At 69.1% G+C, this 15475-nt stretch carries 14 protein-coding genes and 1 other RNA gene; 5 read left to right on the forward strand and 10 right to left on the reverse strand.

Going from position 1 to position 15475, the window contains the following annotated elements; translation table 11 throughout:
- Window positions 1-18 precede the first annotated feature (18 nt).
- A complete protein-coding gene (locus ABTZ43_RS06980) occupies window positions 19-1641 on the reverse strand; it encodes an MFS transporter (protein WP_350538307.1) in 1623 nt (540 codons plus the stop codon).
- A complete protein-coding gene (locus ABTZ43_RS06985) occupies window positions 1638-2060 on the reverse strand; it encodes a VOC family protein (protein WP_350538308.1) in 423 nt (140 codons plus the stop codon). The genes ABTZ43_RS06980 and ABTZ43_RS06985 overlap by 4 nt, the downstream gene beginning before the upstream one ends.
- Window positions 2061-2191: 131 nt before the next feature.
- Here ABTZ43_RS06985 and ABTZ43_RS06990 point away from each other — a divergent pair, with 131 nt between their 5' ends.
- A complete protein-coding gene (locus tag ABTZ43_RS06990; RefSeq protein ID WP_149422962.1) occupies window positions 2192-2452 on the forward strand; it encodes a hypothetical protein in 261 nt (86 codons plus the stop codon).
- Between the two features lie 103 nt (window positions 2453-2555).
- Window positions 2556-3710 (forward strand): AI-2E family transporter, encoded by a 1155-nt coding sequence (locus ABTZ43_RS06995; RefSeq protein WP_350538309.1) that lies wholly within the window; start codon window positions 2556-2558, stop codon window positions 3708-3710.
- Here ABTZ43_RS06995 and ABTZ43_RS07000 read toward each other — a convergent pair.
- The 4 genes from ABTZ43_RS07000 to ABTZ43_RS07015 are packed head-to-tail and all read right to left on the reverse strand — an operon-like array spanning window position 3697 to window position 9176.
- Window positions 3697-4626 carry a diacylglycerol/lipid kinase family protein gene (locus ABTZ43_RS07000; protein ID WP_350538310.1) on the reverse strand — a complete coding sequence of 310 codons (930 nt, stop codon included), beginning with the start codon at window positions 4624-4626 and terminating at the stop codon, window positions 3697-3699. The genes ABTZ43_RS06995 and ABTZ43_RS07000 overlap by 14 nt on opposite strands.
- A gap of 9 nt (window positions 4627-4635) precedes the next feature.
- On the reverse strand, window positions 4636-7611 hold the full coding sequence (locus tag ABTZ43_RS07005; protein ID WP_350538311.1) for a bifunctional [glutamine synthetase] adenylyltransferase/[glutamine synthetase]-adenylyl-L-tyrosine phosphorylase: 2976 nt from the start codon (window positions 7609-7611) through the stop codon (window positions 4636-4638).
- A 9-nt stretch (window positions 7612-7620) separates the two neighbouring features.
- The gene (gene glnA / locus ABTZ43_RS07010; protein ID WP_045253017.1) at window positions 7621-8958 is read right to left on the reverse strand and encodes a type I glutamate--ammonia ligase; all 1338 of its coding nucleotides are present in this window, start codon (window positions 8956-8958) and stop codon (window positions 7621-7623) included.
- Between the two features lie 2 nt (window positions 8959-8960).
- Window positions 8961-9176 (reverse strand): hypothetical protein, encoded by a 216-nt coding sequence (locus ABTZ43_RS07015; RefSeq protein ID WP_056417869.1) that lies wholly within the window; start codon window positions 9174-9176, stop codon window positions 8961-8963.
- Between the two features lie 68 nt (window positions 9177-9244).
- Between ABTZ43_RS07015 and ppgK the strand changes: the two genes are divergently transcribed.
- Window positions 9245-9991, forward strand: a complete 747-nt coding sequence (gene ppgK, locus ABTZ43_RS07020) for a polyphosphate--glucose phosphotransferase (RefSeq protein WP_045253019.1) — start codon at window positions 9245-9247, stop codon at window positions 9989-9991.
- A gap of 340 nt (window positions 9992-10331) precedes the next feature.
- Here the strand turns inward: ppgK and rnpB are convergent.
- From rnpB to ABTZ43_RS07040, 4 genes are all read right to left on the reverse strand, one after another.
- Window positions 10332-10688, reverse strand: an RNA gene (gene rnpB, locus ABTZ43_RS07025) — RNase P RNA component class A.
- Window positions 10689-10718: 30 nt separating this feature from the next.
- Entirely contained in the window at window positions 10719-12347 is a 1629-nt protein-coding gene (locus ABTZ43_RS07030) for a bifunctional 3'-5' exonuclease/DNA polymerase (RefSeq protein WP_502885343.1), read from the reverse strand.
- Between the two features lie 106 nt (window positions 12348-12453).
- On the reverse strand, window positions 12454-13185 hold the full coding sequence (locus ABTZ43_RS07035; protein ID WP_350538313.1) for a zinc ribbon domain-containing protein: 732 nt from the start codon (window positions 13183-13185) through the stop codon (window positions 12454-12456).
- A 33-nt stretch (window positions 13186-13218) separates the two neighbouring features.
- Complete coding sequence (locus ABTZ43_RS07040; protein WP_350538315.1) at window positions 13219-13641, reverse strand: YchJ family protein; 423 nt, start codon at window positions 13639-13641, stop codon at window positions 13219-13221.
- Between the two features lie 22 nt (window positions 13642-13663).
- On the opposite strand from ABTZ43_RS07040, the gene ABTZ43_RS07045 reads away from it, so the two are divergent.
- Complete coding sequence (locus ABTZ43_RS07045) at window positions 13664-14503, forward strand: aldo/keto reductase (protein ID WP_350538316.1); 840 nt, start codon at window positions 13664-13666, stop codon at window positions 14501-14503.
- 25 nt (window positions 14504-14528) lie between these two features.
- Complete coding sequence (locus ABTZ43_RS07050) at window positions 14529-15461, forward strand: methyltransferase family protein (RefSeq protein WP_350538317.1); 933 nt, start codon at window positions 14529-14531, stop codon at window positions 15459-15461.
- The last annotated feature ends 14 nt before the right edge of the window (window positions 15462-15475 follow it).

Here is a 15475-nt window from a genome sequence, read left to right on the forward strand (position 1 = left end):
TGGTGCGGTGGTTCCGTCTCAGCGCGTGGCGACGCCCTGAGACGGCGGGGACTCGGGGAAGTAGTGCCGTTCGCGGGGCTCGCCCTGGATGTGCGCTCGGGCATCGGCCTGGATCTCACGATCGCGGCCGGTCAGTCTCTGCGTCTGCTGACGCCGGTATTCGCCCCAGGACGGGACCATGAACGACTCGAGCAGCACATCCTGTTCCTCCCCGCTGCGCAGAAGGTTCCACCGATACCCGCCGGTGCGGCGCCGGGAGGCCTCGACCAGCCGCATGGCCTCGCGGAACGCATCGACGCGGCCGGGATCCACGGTGTAGGTGATCTGCACCAGCACAGGACCGTCGGTCGACTGCGGGTCGAGAACGAGCGTGGGCGTGGGCCATGACATCGAGACTGTGCGGTCGACGGTGCCGGTGCCCGGCAGAAGTGGCAGCCACGCGACGCTCACGGCGACGATGACGAGCAGCGCCGCGGCCGCCGCCAGGGATGTCGCCGTGCTGAGCGCGCCGGCCAGAGCGCCCCACCCGAAGGATCCCACTGCCATCGCCCCCATGAAGACGAGGATGTAGATCGATGCCCCGCGCGATCGCACCCACTGGGGAAGGGTCAGCTGCAGTGCGGCATTGAGCACCGTGAGGGTCCCGATCCAGGCGACGCCGGCGAGAACGAGCAGCGGCAGCATCGGGACGAAGGGCAGGAACGCCGCCGCGAGCGTGCCGACCGCGAACAGCAGCGCGCTCACCCCGATCACCACGTTGTCCGAGAATCGCTTTCTGGCGACGGGCAGGACGAAGATGCCCAGCACGGCACCGGCGCCGACCGCGCCGAGAAGAAACCCGTATCCGCTCGAGGTGAGGCCAAGCCGTGTGGCGGTGATGGGAAGCAATGCCCACAGAGCGCTGGCGGGAAGGGCGAACAGGGCTGACCTCAGCAGGATACGACGCACCAGGTGGGCGGATGCGACGTACCGGACTCCCGCTCGGAGCGCGGCCCCGAAAGGCTCGCGGTCATCGAGGCCGAGCTGCGGTGGACGCCTCCACCACCACAGCGCAGCGACTGCGGCGACGAAGCTGAGCGCGTTGATGCCGAAGACCACCGGTGCGCCGAACAGCGACAGGACCACGCCGGCCAGAGCGGGTCCGACTGCGCGGGCGCCGTTCACCGTGACTCCGCCGAGCGCCGAGGACGCACCGATGAGCGGACGGGGAACGAGTTCGGGCTGGATCGCCTGCCACGCCGGTGACGTCAGTGTCGAGGTGATCCCGAGCAGAAAGGTGAAGCCGAGAATCGTCCACGGTGTGAGAGCACCGAAGAACGCGATGACCGTGAGTGCGGCGGCGATCAGCGCGCTCGCCGCCGATCCCCAGATCAGCAGCTTTCGGCGGTCGAGCGAATCGGCCAGCACCCCCGCCGGCAGCGAGAACAGCACGGCCGGGGCGAGGCTCGCTGTCTGCACGAGGGCGATGAGAGTCGCTCCGGCGGCCGCATCGACGAGGAACCACTGCGCGCCGACGGTCTGCATCCAGGTGCCGATGTTGCTCCCCAGCTGTGCGAACCACAGCACCCGGAACGCGGGAATGGCCAGGGGCGCCCACGCGGAGACGGGGCGGGATTCGGTGGCATCGGCTGCGGCGGTCATCGGTGCTCGTCCACCCTGTCTGACGGTTCCTCTCGAACGGCGAAGAGATTGCCGAACGGATCCAGAAGCTGACACAGCCGCTCGCCGGTGAAGACCGTCTTCGGTCCACGATGAGTCCGTGCCCCATGGGCGGTCCAGTCCGCGACGATCGCGTCGACGTCGGGTACGGTCCAGTACGGCACCGTCCCGGACGGCCCCGGCGAGTTCACCTCGTCCGCGGCGTGCAGCGTCAGACGCGAACCACCCAGCTCGAATGCGACCAGCGCTCCCCCTCGAATCGTGGGCCGGCGGTGCAGCCGCGCCGCGTACCACTCGACCGCGGCATCGAGATCGGCGACGAAGTAGAAGACGTTCCCGATCGCGCTGAACGAGTCGGTCTGCGGATGCGCGTGACCGACGGGAACGGGCTCTGTCGACATAGGATCCCCTCGATCTCGCGCCGTCTGATGGGCGCCCTGATCGCACGCTAGAAGGTGCGGAGGAGACGGCTGCTCGACATATGTCGAGGGTTCAGTGCACCCCCCGTGCGACCGCGCCGTCGACTCGGAGCATGGACCCTGCCACGGTGATGGATCGCTCACCGGTCGACATCGAGATGCGCACCTGGCAGGGTGGTCGGATGAGTGACACGGATCGCCGCACCCGCATCAGCTACGGCCTGATGGTCTTCGCCGTGCTCTTCGCGCTGACGTGCGTCATCCTGATCGCCACGGGCGTCGTGGGACCGACCGTCTGGTTCACGGTCGTGGCGATGGCGCTGCTCGCCCTCTCCCAATGGCTCAACATCCGCGCGCGGCGCAGGAGCCGCTGACCCGCTCCCTGCCGACCCGCGTGTCACGCGGCCGTGTCGCGCTTGCTTTCGCCCCGGGCGACTGGTCAACTGAGTGGTCTGTTCGATCATGATGGGGGCCGCCATGCGCCGCAAGCACGACAAATCGGAGCCGAAGAGGGTCTTCACCTCCGAGACTCCCCCTGCGCAGCCGAAGACCGCGGCCGCCGCGATCGCCCGCATCAATCCGTTCATGTACGGACTGCTCGGTGCGCTGGGTGTGCTCGTCGCCCTGATGCTCGGCGGGATCGTCAATCAGCTGGCCACCGTGCTCGTCTACATCGGCGTCGCCATTTTCCTGGCTCTCGGCCTCGATCCGATCGTCGCGTTCATCGAGCGGAAGCTGCCCCGCCCCGCAGCGGTCGCCATCGTCGTCTCGGTGGTGGTACTGGCATTCGCCGGGATCATCCTGGCGATCGTCCCCATCGTCGTCGATCAGATCACCAACCTGATCGACAACGGCCCCCAGATGGTCAAGGACATCCAGACAGCCGCCTGGTTCAAGGATCTCAACAGCCGGTTCGGTTCGACCTTCGAGGACGCGGCGAACGGCATCCTCTCGTTCCTGCAGGATCCGGGCAACCTCGCCGACATCGGCGGCGGAGTCTTCGCCGTCGGCGCCGGCATCGCGGGCGGATTCACCGGGGTCACCATCGTGCTGATCCTGACGCTGTACTTCATGGCGTCATTGCGGAGCATCAAGCGCGTCGCCACGCGCTTCGTTCCCGCCTACCAGCGCGACACCTTCCACGGGCTGCTCGAAGACGTCTCCGGCGCCGTGGGGCGCTACGTGATGGGGCAGGCCAGCCTCGCGCTGATCAACGGTGTGCTGAGCCTGATCATGCTGAGCATCATCGGGGCCCCGGTCCCTGCCCTGCTCGCTCTCGTCGCCTTCATCGGATCGATGATCCCGCTCGTGGGTACGCTGAGCGCCTCGATCATCATCTCGCTGGTGTGCCTCATCGAGAGCCCGGTGACCGCGCTGATCGCGATCGGCTACTACCTGGTCTACATGCAGGTCGAGGCGTACATCCTCTCGCCGCGCATCATGAACAAGGCCGTCGCCGTGCCCGGAGCCCTCGTGGTGATCGCCGCCGTCGCGGGCGGAGCGCTCGGCGGCATCCTCGGCGCTCTCGTCGCCATCCCCGTGGCCGCGAGCGTGATCATCATCGTGCAGAAGGTCGTCTTCCCCACGCAGGACCAGAAGGTCGTGCCTCCGGGAACGCTCAGCGAACGGTGAGCGCGCCGGGGTCGACCCGCACGGAGAACGACGAGACCTCGCCGACCTCTTCCCCGTCGATCTCGAACGCCTGAGGCGACGAGAGGGTCACCGCGATCCGCTCCGCCGCGACATGCGTGGTCGAGTCGGTGCTGACCGCCTGGTCTACGGCGCCGAACAACCGGCGCACGCCGTTCTCCCACACCAGGGAGCGCACGGTGTCGAGCCACTGCAGTGGACCGTCGGCGCTCACCAGCAGCATGTCGAGCTGACCATCATCGATCAGGGCGTCGGGCAGCAGGCGGATGCCGCCCTGGACCATGCCGCAGTTGCCGATGAGCATGGTGTGCCCACGCAGCCCCTCCGGCTCGGCGTCGTCGAGCGTCAACTGGATGTCGATCATCTCTGTGCCGGCGACTGCGCGACCCATCGCCTCGACGTAGGCCAACCAGCCCGCCCGGCTCTTGAGGTCGTCGTCCGTCTCGACGAGCATCTGCGCGTCGATGCCGAAACCGACCATCACGACGAACGCATGCTCCGCGCCGTCGAGCTCCACCCATCCCATATCGATCTTGCGCGGCTCGCTGTCGAGAACGCGGCGCAGCGCGGCGGAGATGTCGTTGAGGGGCACATCGAGATTGCGTGCCAGCAGATTGCCGGTGCCGCGGGGCACGATGCCCAGGGCGACGCCCGTGCCCGCCAGCCCTTCGGCGACCGCGCGCACCGTGCCGTCGCCTCCGGCGGCGATCACCACGTCGCAGCCTTCGCTCGCCGCCTCCGCCGCCATACCGCGTCCCGGGTCATCGGGAGTCGTCTCCCACCACTTCACCGTGATCCCGGCGGCCTCGTCTCCGAACACCTCGGCCACCGCCGCCTGCAGCTTGTCGCCGCCGGGCTTAGAAGGATTCCACACCACACCGAGCTTCGAGATCGTCATGGGATCAGGCTAGCCGTAGAACAGCTGCTCGAACGCCCTTCTGGCCCGCCGCGTCACGCCGAGATAATCGTCGTCGAGCACGCTCGCCGAACGGTCGGGGTAGCCCAGCAGACGGCCGATCGCATCGAGCTCCCTCGGTCCGGTCGGCAGCACGTCGCTGGTCTTGCCCGTGAAGAGCGTGATGGCGGAGCGGAGGCGGCTCGACAGCAGCCACGCCTCGCGCAGCAGATCGGCCGACTCCGCAGGTACGAGCCCCGCGGTCACGGCGGCGTCCAGCGCTCCGAGCGTCGACGTCGTGCGCAGCTCGGGCACGTCGTGCGCATGCTGCAGCTGCAGCAGCTGCACGAGCCATTCGACGTCGCTCAGGGTGCCGGGCCCGAGCTTGAGATGACGCCGGGGATCCACACCCTGCGGCAGCCGCTCCCCCTCCACCCTGGCCTTGATGCGCTTGATCTCGCGAGTGCCCTGCAGATCGATCTGCGCGGGGTAGCGGATGCTGTCCGCGAGGGCCGTGAACTTCTCGATCAGCGTCACGCTGCCGGCCACACCGCGCGCACGCAGCAGTGCCTGCGCCTCCCAGGAGAGCGACCACCGGCGGTAGTACTCGGCGTATGCGTCGATCGAGCGCACCACGGGACCGTTGCGTCCCTCCGGGCGCAGATCGGCGTCGAGATCGAGCGGCACCCGGTGATCCGTCAGATGCTCGCGCAGGCCCGAGACGATCCTCGTCGCCAGCGCCTGGGCCCGCTGCGGGTCGATCCCGTTGGCGTCGTACACGTAGAGGATGTCGGCGTCCGAACCGAATCCGAGCTCCGCGCCACCGAATCTCCCCATGCCGATGACGGCGAAATCGAGCGACTCGTCGTCCGCGGTCACGAACTCCCGGCGCACCGCACGCAGAGCTGCCTGGATCGTGGCATCCGTGATCTCGGTGAGCGATGTCGCGACCTGCTCGATCGAGAGCACGTCGAGCACCCCGCCCATCGCGGTGCGCAGAAGCTCCCGACGTCGCAGCGCCCGAACCGCCTGCAGCGCGTCGCCGATGTCTCGGTGGCGCGTCTGGATGGCGCGCGCCTCCTCATCGATCGCCGCTCCGCTGCGCGGTCGCAGGAGGTCGCTGCTGTCGAGCCACGCGACGGATTCGGGGATCCACTCCATGAGCTCGCCCACGTACCGCGACGACGACAGGAGGCGCGTGAGACTCTCGGCCGCACCGGAGGAGTCGCGCAGCATCCGAAGGAACCAGGGAGTGTCGCCCAGTCGCTCGCTGATCCGGCGGAATGCGATCAGGGCGTAGTCGGGGTCGCTGCCGTCGGCGAACCAGCGCACCATCACCGGCATGAGGTGTCGCTGGATCGTCGCCTTGCGGCTGAGGCCGGTGGTCAGGGCGCCGATGTGTCGGAGCGCGCCCGCGGGGTCACGGAAGCCGATCGCCATCAGCCTGTCGTGCGCCTGTGCGGTCGACAGCGTGCGCTCCTCCTCGGGGAGCGAGGCGACGGCGCTCAGCAGCGGTCGGTAGAACAGGCGGGTGTGGATGTCGCGGACCTCGCGGCGAACGCCCTCCCATCGTGCCCAGATCGCCTCGCCCGACTCCCCCAGTCCCGTGCTGCGCGCGAGCACCCGCAACCCTGCGGGGGTGCGCGGCATCAGGTGGGTACGGCTCAGCTCCCGCAGCTGCAGGCGGTGCTCCATCAGTCGGAGGATGCAGTAGTCGTCGGCGAACGACGCCGCCTCGGCGCGTCCGATGTAGCCCCCCTCGACCAGTGCGTCGAGGGACTCCAGCGTCCCCCTCGTGCGCAGCCGCGGGTCGGTGAGGCCGTGCACCAGCTGCAGCAGCTGCACCGTGAACTCGATGTCGCGAAGACCTCCCGCGCCCAGCTTCAGCTGATACGGCGCGTCCTCGGGGTCGATGTGCTCCATCACGCGCTCGCGCATGCGCTGCACGCTGTCGACGAAGTTCTCCCTCGCCGCGCTGGAGAAGATCTTCGGCTGCACGCCGGCGACGTACGCCTCGCCGAGCTCAGGATCGCCCGCCAACGGACGCGCCTTCAACAGCGCCTGGAACTCCCAGCTCTTCGCCCAGCGGTCGTAGTACGCCAGGTGCGAGGCCAGCGACCGCACGAGCGCGCCCTGCTTGCCCTCCGGCCGCAGCGCCGCATCGACCTCCCACAGCGGCGGTTCGACCTCGATGCCGCTGAGACCGCGCATCGTCTCGCGCGCGAGCCGCGTCGCGATGTCGATCGCCCGGGCCTCCGACACCACCTCTTCGTCGGCGGTGCCGCCGACGAAGATCACGTCGACATCGCTGACGTAGTTGAGCTCTCTGGCACCGGCCTTGCCCATGCCGATGATCGCGAGCTGCGTGGCGGCGACCTGCTCGGGGGTCAGCGAGTCGGCGAGACGGCGCCGGGCGATCGCCAACGACGCCTCGAGTGCCGCGCCCGCGATGTCGGCGAGGGAGGCGCTGACATCACCCACGATGCGCACCGGGTTGTGCACGGTGAGGTCGATCGCCGCGATCGCCGCGAGATTGCGGCGGTAGGCGACGCGCAGGGTGACCACGGCGTCGTCATCGCCGGACGCGGCGAATCCGTCGACCGCGCCGACGGCGTCCAGCATCCGCTCGCGCAGCTGCTGGGCCGTCGGGAGTTCCGCCGCTGCCTCGCCCAGCACCGCGATCTCGCCGGGATGCCGCAGGAAGAAGTCGGCGAACCCCTGCGAGGCACCGAAGACACGCCAGAGGCGTCGCCGTGCCCGCGGATCGGCGAACAGCCCGGCGATGGCCGACGGATCGCGACGCGCGACGCGGAGCATCCCCTCCACCGCGGAGTCGGGATCCGCCCCGTCGGCCTCGCCGAGCAGCATCGATCTCTCCAGACCGAGCAGCTCGGCGAGCTCCGCGAGATTGGCCGCCGCCTCACTGAGCTCGGCGAAGCCGAGCCGTGCCAGCGCGGACAGGGAGACGGAGTCGTCCGAACGGGCCATGCGCGACGCTCAGAGCAGCTCGAGGTTGTTCTTCAGCTCCAGCGGGGTCACCTGGCCGCGGTAGGCCTCCCACTCCTTGCGCTTGTTGAGGAGTACATAGTTGAACACGGACTCGCCCAGGGTCTCGGCGACGAGCTCGGAGCTCTCCATGTACTCGAGCGCGTGGTCGAGGCTCGCAGGCAACGCCGCATAGCCCAGAGCGCGTCGTTCCGCATCGCTGAGGGACCAGACGTTGTCCTCGGCCTCGGGAGGGAGCTCGTACTCCTCCTCGATGCCCTTGAGACCCGCCGCGAGCATGAGCGCGTACGCGAGGTACGGGTTCGCCGCCGAGTCGAGCGCGCGGTACTCCACGCGAGACGATCCACCCTTGTTCGGCTTGTACATCGGCACGCGCACGAGAGCCGAACGGTTGTTGTGGCCCCACGTGACGAAGCTGGGCGCTTCGTCACCGCCCCACAGACGCTTGTACGAGTTGACGAACTGGTTGGTCACGGCCGCCATCTCGTTGGCGTGGCGCAGGAGGCCGGCGATGAAGTGCCGACCGGTCTTCGACAGCTGGTACTTCGCGCCCTCCTCGTAGAAGGCGTTGCGCTCGCCCTCGAACAGCGACATGTGCGTGTGCATGCCGCTTCCGGGGTGGCCGCTCAACGGCTTGGGCATGAACGTGGCGTACACGCCCTGCTCGATCGCGACCTCTTTGATGACCGTGCGGAACGTCATCACGTTGTCGGCCATCGTCAGAGCATCCGCGTACCGCAGATCGATCTCGTTCTGCCCGGGCCCGCCCTCGTGGTGGCTGAACTCGACCGAGATGCCGAGGTCTTCGAGCATGCGCACAGACCGCCGACGGAAGTCGTGTGCGGTGCCGCCGGGGACGTTGTCGAAGTATCCGGCCGAGTCGACCGGGACGGGACCCTCAGGGCCGAACGACGACGACTTGAGCAGGTAGAACTCGATCTCGGGATGCGTGTAGAAGGTGAATCCGGCGTCGGCGGCCTTCGCGAGCGTGCGCTTGAGCACGTGCCGCGGGTCGGAGACGGCGGGGCGTCCGTCGGGCGTCGTGATGTCGCAGAACATGCGCGCCGTGGGGTCGATCTCGCCGCGCCACGGCAGCGTCTGGAAGGTGGTCGGGTCGGGCTGGGCGAGCAGGTCCGACTCGTAGCTGCGAGTCAGCCCCTCGATGGCCGAGCCGTCGAAGCCGATCCCCTCGGCGAATGCGCCTTCGACCTCGGCCGGAGCGATCGCGACCGACTTCAGCGTTCCGATCACATCGGTGAACCACAGTCGCACGAACTTGACGCCGCGCTCTTCGATCGTCCGGAGGACGAAATCCCTCTGCTTGTCCATCGTCACTCGGCGCCCGTGCCGGTACCGGAGTCCCAGCCGTTCTCGGCGGCCTCCTCGTCGGCCCAGGCGCGGGAGCGCTCCTGCAGCTTCTCGGGCGCGTGCGCGGCCTCGGCCTCGGTGTCGAAGGGACCGACACGGTCGGCGGACGCCGAGATCATGCCGAACTCGACCTGACGGGTCTCCAGGTTGTACCAGTACTTCTCATCGCCGTTCGACATGGCCGTTCCCCTTCATACGTGTGTCATCGATCCTACTGGCGCTGGCGGCGGTCGCTAAGCTATCGACCATGGCAAAAGCGATCGGCGTCGACATCGGCGGCACGGGAATCAAGGCGGGTCTGGTCGACCTCGAGCACGGCACCATGGCATCGGACCGGGTGAGGGTCCCCACCCCCGCAGGCGCATCTCCGCAGGATGTGCTCCAGGCGGTGCAGACCGTGCTGAAGACTCTCGACGTGAAGGACGCGTCGCTCCCGCTGGGCGTGGCGTTCCCCGCGATCGTGAAGCGCGGCAAGACGCTCTCCGCCGCCAACGTGTCGAAGGAATGGATCGACTTCGACGCCGAGAAGTTCTTCCGCGACGGACTCGGCCGCAACATCGTCTTCGTGAACGATGCGGATGCCGCGGGCGTCGCAGAGGCACGTCACGGTGCTGCCCGTGACGTGCGCGGCTTCACCCTGCTGACCACGCTCGGCACCGGCATCGGCTCCGCGTTCCTGAACGACGGCGTGCTGCTCCCCAACACCGAGCTCGGACACCTGAACTTCCGCGAGTACGAGTCGGTCGAGACCTTCGCCGCGACGTCGGCGCGGGAGCGCGAGGGGCTCAGCTGGTCGGAGTGGGCCGAGCGTCTGCAGGCCTTCTACTCGCACATCGAATTCCTCTTCAGCCCCGACCTGTTCGTGGTCGGCGGCGGCGTCTCGAAGAACGCCGGGGACTTCCTGCCGCTGCTCGATCTCAAGACCCCGATCGTCCCGGCGATCCACCGCAACAACTCGGGCATCATCGGCGCGGCGTCGCTCGCCGGCGACTGATCCGCACCCCGGGCAGGAGCCCAGGCGTCATCGTCGCGACCGGTTCGCATCGGGTGCCGTATTTTTTCTGACTTCCTTTTAGGTAGATAACCTAGTAACGTTCCCAGTAAGCAACCCGATCCCCCATTCGGGTGCGGGAACGATCCTTCCGACATCGCACAGCGCACGGTTCCCCAGACCGTCGTCGGACACATCGTTTACAGAGATCCGGCCCGGACCCCCCAGTGTCCGGGCCGGATCGCATTCCGAGGGAAGTCTCCTCGGACCTCCGGAATGTCGTCTCGGATCTTCGGACGCGCAGAGGATCCGTCACTCCGCTGTCGAATCCGGCCGGATGATGCGAATGGGCCGACCTGTACGCCGGGTTCTGTTCCGGGGTTCTTCGCCCCTTCGACGGCCATCTCTCTCGGCGACACGTTGCCGTGGCACTCTAGCGGTCTACCCGAGGACTCGGCGAGCCGCGTCAACATCCTCTGTCTGACCTTGCTCCGGACGAGGTTTACCTGGCGGGCCATGTCACCATGGCCCCCGGTGGTCTCTTACACCACCCTTTCACCCTTACCCCTTGCGGGGCGGTCTGCTCTCTGTGGCACTTTCTCGCGGATTGCTCCGGGTGGGCGTTACCCACCGTCCTGCCCTGAGGAGCCCGGACGTTCCTCGGTGCGGTTACCCGCCACGCGGCCGTCCAGTCGACCCATTCGCAGCTCCAGTCTACGACCAGGCCGCGCTACTTCTCCGCCGACTCCGCGATGCGCAGGTCGAGCGGCACCTCGATCGGGAACCCTCCGAACATCCGTCGGGTGGCGACGTCGGCGGCCTCCCGCACCGCGTCGGCGGCCGCCTCCGCCTGCTCCTGCGGAACATGGAGGATCACTTCGTCGTGCAGGAAGAACGCGAGATGCGCGCGCGACCCGAAGACCCCGGATGCCGGTGCATGCCGCTGCGCCTCGGGGAGCCTCAGCAGTCGGTGTCTGATCTCCGCCAGCCAGATCAGCGACCACTCGGCGGCCGTGCCCTGAACGACGAAGTTGCGCGTGAACCTGCCCCAATCCCTCGCACGGCGACGCGCCAGGGCGACATCGGTCGGGTCGGCATCGGCATCCGTCGCTCGCGCCTGCATGCCCTCCCACTCGGTCGAGGGGCGCGGGGACGACCGTCCGAGCCAGGTCGAGACGACTCCCCCGTCCTCGCCGATCCGCGCGGCCTTGTCGACGTGCGCCATTGCCCGCGGATACACCTTGCGCAGTCGCGGCACCAACCGCCCGCTGTCCCCCGTCGTGGCGCCGTACATCGCACCGAGCACGGCGTACTTCGCCTCTTCTCGCGTCGCCACCGCCCCCGAATCGACGACGCCGGCGTAGAGGTCCTTCCCCTGTGCAGCTCGGGCCATCGCCCGATCGCCGGCCATCGCGGCCAGCATCCGGGGCTCGAGCTGCGCGACATCCGCGACGACCAGCGTCCATCCCTCGTCCGCCCGGACCGCCGCACGCAGGTTTCTGGGCAGCTGGAGCGCTCCCCCGCCGGCCGACGCCCAGCGGCCCGTGACGACGCCGCCGGTGATGTAGATCGGACGGAATCGCCCCTCGTGCACCCACTCGGCCAGCCACGCCCATCCGTTGGCGCTCAGCAGACGCGAGAGCTTCTTGTAGGCGAGCAGCGGCTCGACGACGGCGTGGTCGTGCTGCGCGAGCTCCCACCGTCCGGTGGACTCGACCTGCACTCCCACCCGGTGCAGCGCCCTGAGCAGCTTCGGCTGGCTCTCGAGGTTCAGAGTCGCGTCGCCGAGGATCGAGCGGATGCGCTCCCCCTGCGCGACCATGCGGCTCGGGAGCCCGCCACCGGCCGGGCGTGCGCCGAGGACCTCGGTGAGGATCTCGTTATGCGCGGCCTCGTTCCACGGCAGACCGGCGACGCGCATCTCCTCGGCGATCAACCCGCCGGCCGATTCGGCGGAGGCCAGCAGCGTCAGCCTCCCGTCCTTTCCCGCGCGCAGGACGCGACGCTGCTCCCGGTATTGATCCAGCAGATCCGCCACGGGATCGTCGACATCGCCGCCGTCGGCGAGGTCGAACAGGGCCGGCGCCTCATCGACGGGGTCTCGGCGCAGCCAGGCCGGAGACGGCGCCAGGGGCCGGGCCACCGTGTCCGTGTCGCGGAGGATCGCATGGCACAGCAGCAGATCGTGCGAACGGCCGATCTGCACGCCGGCCGCCAGGAGGATCGGGTAGATCTCGCGCGCGCTGCGGATCACCCATCGAGGTCGGGCGTCGCGCTCCTGCCGCGCGACCCAGTCGGGCATCTCCGCACCGGTCAGGACGGTGCGGCCGGTTTCGGCGTCGTCGGCGTCGAGTTCCATCGCGGCGTAGCGGGTCGCCCCACCGTCGGAGCCGAGCGCGACCAGGGCGATCCGGCGTTCGATCGGCTGCCGCGAGCTCACCGTCGACGTGCGCGCGGCGCGATGCTCACAGCCCGGTCTCCTCGGTGCGCACCAGGATGCAGCCGCACTCGGGGCACGACACGACGAGGTCGTCCGGCGCATTGCGGATGTCGTTCAGATCGGTGCCGGGGAGCAGGATGCGGCATCCCTCGCAGGTGCCGCGGATGAGCAGCGCGGCCCCCGCACTGTTCGAGGCCCTGCGGGTGTACTCCGCGAGGAGCGGAGCGGGCACCGCCGCCGTCACGGCGTCGCGGTCACGCGCCAACTGGGCGGCGAGATCCGTCGCCGCCTGCACGTCGGCCTTCGCCTGCGCGGTGAGCGCCGTGCCCTCCGCCGTGGTCGTGGCGAGCAGCGCCTGCTGCGCGGCGACCGCGGCATCCGCATCCTCGACACGGCCCATGACATCGAGCTCGATGTCCTCGAGGTCGCTCTGGCGCCGGGTGAGGCTGGCGATCTCGTGCTCGAGCGCCTGCGCGTCCTTGGGGTTGGTCGATGTGGCGAGACGGTCGGCATCGCGAGCACGGCGCTGCTCGACGAGCTTCACATCGGACTCCAGACGGGTGAGCTCCGTGCGCACATCGTCGCGGGTGCCGGTCAGCGCGGTCAGCTCACGCAGCTGCTCCTGGCGGATCGCGACGAGCTCGGCGATCCGAGCGGCCTGGGAGGGCTTGGTCCGCGCGCGCTCCGCCTGCGCGATGCGCCGGTCGAGATCGGCGACGTCGAGAAGGATGCGCTGGTGTTCGGGGCTCGCGTTCACACTCTCAAATCTAGTCGCTGACGGAGCGGCTCATCACCCGATCCGACCGTCGAGGTACAGCCAGCGTCCGTCGTCGCGGACGAAACGGCTGCGCTCCCGCAACGACCCGCGCTCGTCGCCCTCTCGCCAGAACGCCTCGAACTCGACGACCCCCTCGCGGTCGAAGGGTCCACCCGCGACATGATCGACGATCAGCAGACGACGCCAGACGAGGGCGGGATCGAGATCCAGCTCCGCCGGCCTCGTCGACGGATGCCAGCTGGCTCGGAGATACTCGGCGTCGTGCAGCGCGAACGCCGTGTACCGCGAACGCATCAGCCGCTCCGCCGTGGGGGCGGCGGCACCGCGGAGCAGGGGCCCACAGCATCCGCCGAACACGTCGCCCGATCCGCAGGGGCATCGGGCGGCATCATCGGGGATGCGGGCTTCACGCGCCATGCTCTCCGCCGGGGTCATCGCTCCAGCGTACGCTGGCGGCATGACGGCACTCGCGCACTTCACCGCACACAACGGCTTCGCCCTCCCCGCCCTCGGTCTCGGCACCTACGCCCTCGACGGCGACGCCGGAGCGGAGGCCGTCGCCGGCGCGATCGGCGCGGGGTACCGCCTGATCGACTCGGCCTTCAACTACGAGAACGAAGGGTCTGTCGGCCGCGGTGTCCGCGCATCCGGCCTCGAGGCGTCGGAGCTCATCGTGACGACGAAGCTCCCCGGCAGACACCACCGCCGCGAGAAGGCACGCACCAGCATCGAGGAGAGTCGCTCGCGACTGGGCGTCGACGCCATCGATCTGCACCTCATCCATTGGCCCAACCCCCGACAGGACGAATACCTGCAGGCGTGGGAGGCACTGGTCGAGGCCCAGCAGCGAGGGACGGTGCGACAGATCGGCGTGTCGAACTTCCTGCCGGAGCACCTCGAGCGCATCGAGCAAGAGACCGGCGTGCGGCCGGTCGTCAATCAGATCGAGGTGCACCCGTACTTCCCTCAGGACGAGCAGCTGGCGTACCACCGCCAGCACGGGATCCTCACCGAGGCCTGGAGTCCTTTGGGACGCGCGAAGGACCTCCTGCAGGAGCGGGTCATCGGCGAGGTCGCCGCGGCGCACGGGATCTCCCCCGCGCAGACAGTGCTCGCCTGGCATGTGGCACGCGAGACGGTGGCGATCCCTAAGGCCTCGTCGCTCGCCCACCAGCAGGCGAACCTCGAGGCGGGCGCGGTATCGCTCACCGCCGACGAGGTCGCCGCGATCACCGCTCTCGGACGCGCGGACGGCCGCCTGTTCGATGCCGACCCGGCGACCCACGAGGAGTCCTGAGCCGCACGCTCATAGACTGGCGGGCATGCCCGTCATCGCTGGGATCCGCATCACTCCGATCACGGCACGGGTGTACTTTGCCGTCCAGGCGCTGTGCGGTGCGATGTGGTGGGTGGCCGTCGCCTTGTCCGCAGAGGTGCGCGACGCCACGCTCGGCGGCCTCCCCGCCCCGGTCATCGCGGCGTTCGACATCCCGCTCTTCGTCGGCGGCTCGGCACTGGCCGCAGCCGGCGTGCGCGGGGCCCTGTGGGTGGTCACGCCGTGGACGGCGCTCGTCGCCCTCGGGATGGCCGTCTATGCGACGGCGACCACACTCGCCGGCTGGGGCGCCCTGCTCATGGCGATCGCCGCCGGTGCCAGCGTCGCCGCGGCGATCGTCGTCCTGTGCGGGCGCGCACCGGTCGAATGGATCGTGACCGGTCCCTTCGCATTCCGCCCCGCCGACCGCGTCGGCACCCGTGGACTGCTGGCACGCACCGGTCAGCAGACTCTGGCGTTCTGGGGGACCTTCCTCATCGTCGTCCCCCTCATCGCGGCAGTGGTCGAAGCACGGTGGGGCCTGCGCATCGACGCTCCCCCTGCGGTGCACATCGCGGGCGGCGTACTGCTCGTCGTGGCGACAGCGCTCGGGGTGTGGTCGGCGGTGTCGATGTCGGTCGACGGCGAGGGGACGCCGCTGCCGTCGCAGATGGCTCGACGGCTGGTCATCACCGGCCCCTACCGGTACGTGCGCAACCCCATGGCCGTCGCCGGGATCGCGCAGGGAGTCGCCGTCGGGATGCTGCTGGGATCATGGATGGTCGTGGCATACTCGCTCGTCGGCTCGCTGCTGTGGAACACCCTCGTCCGTCCGCTCGAGGAGGCCGACCTCGAGCAGCGGTTCGGCGCCGAATTCGTCGCCTATCGCAACCGCGTCACCTGCTGGATCCCGGCCTCGCCCGTCTCCCGACAGGTCTGAGTCTCCCGACAGGT

This window comes from Microbacterium sp. NPDC097977 (assembly GCF_040302605.1).
In the GTDB taxonomy this organism is placed as follows: domain Bacteria; phylum Actinomycetota; class Actinomycetes; order Actinomycetales; family Microbacteriaceae; genus Microbacterium.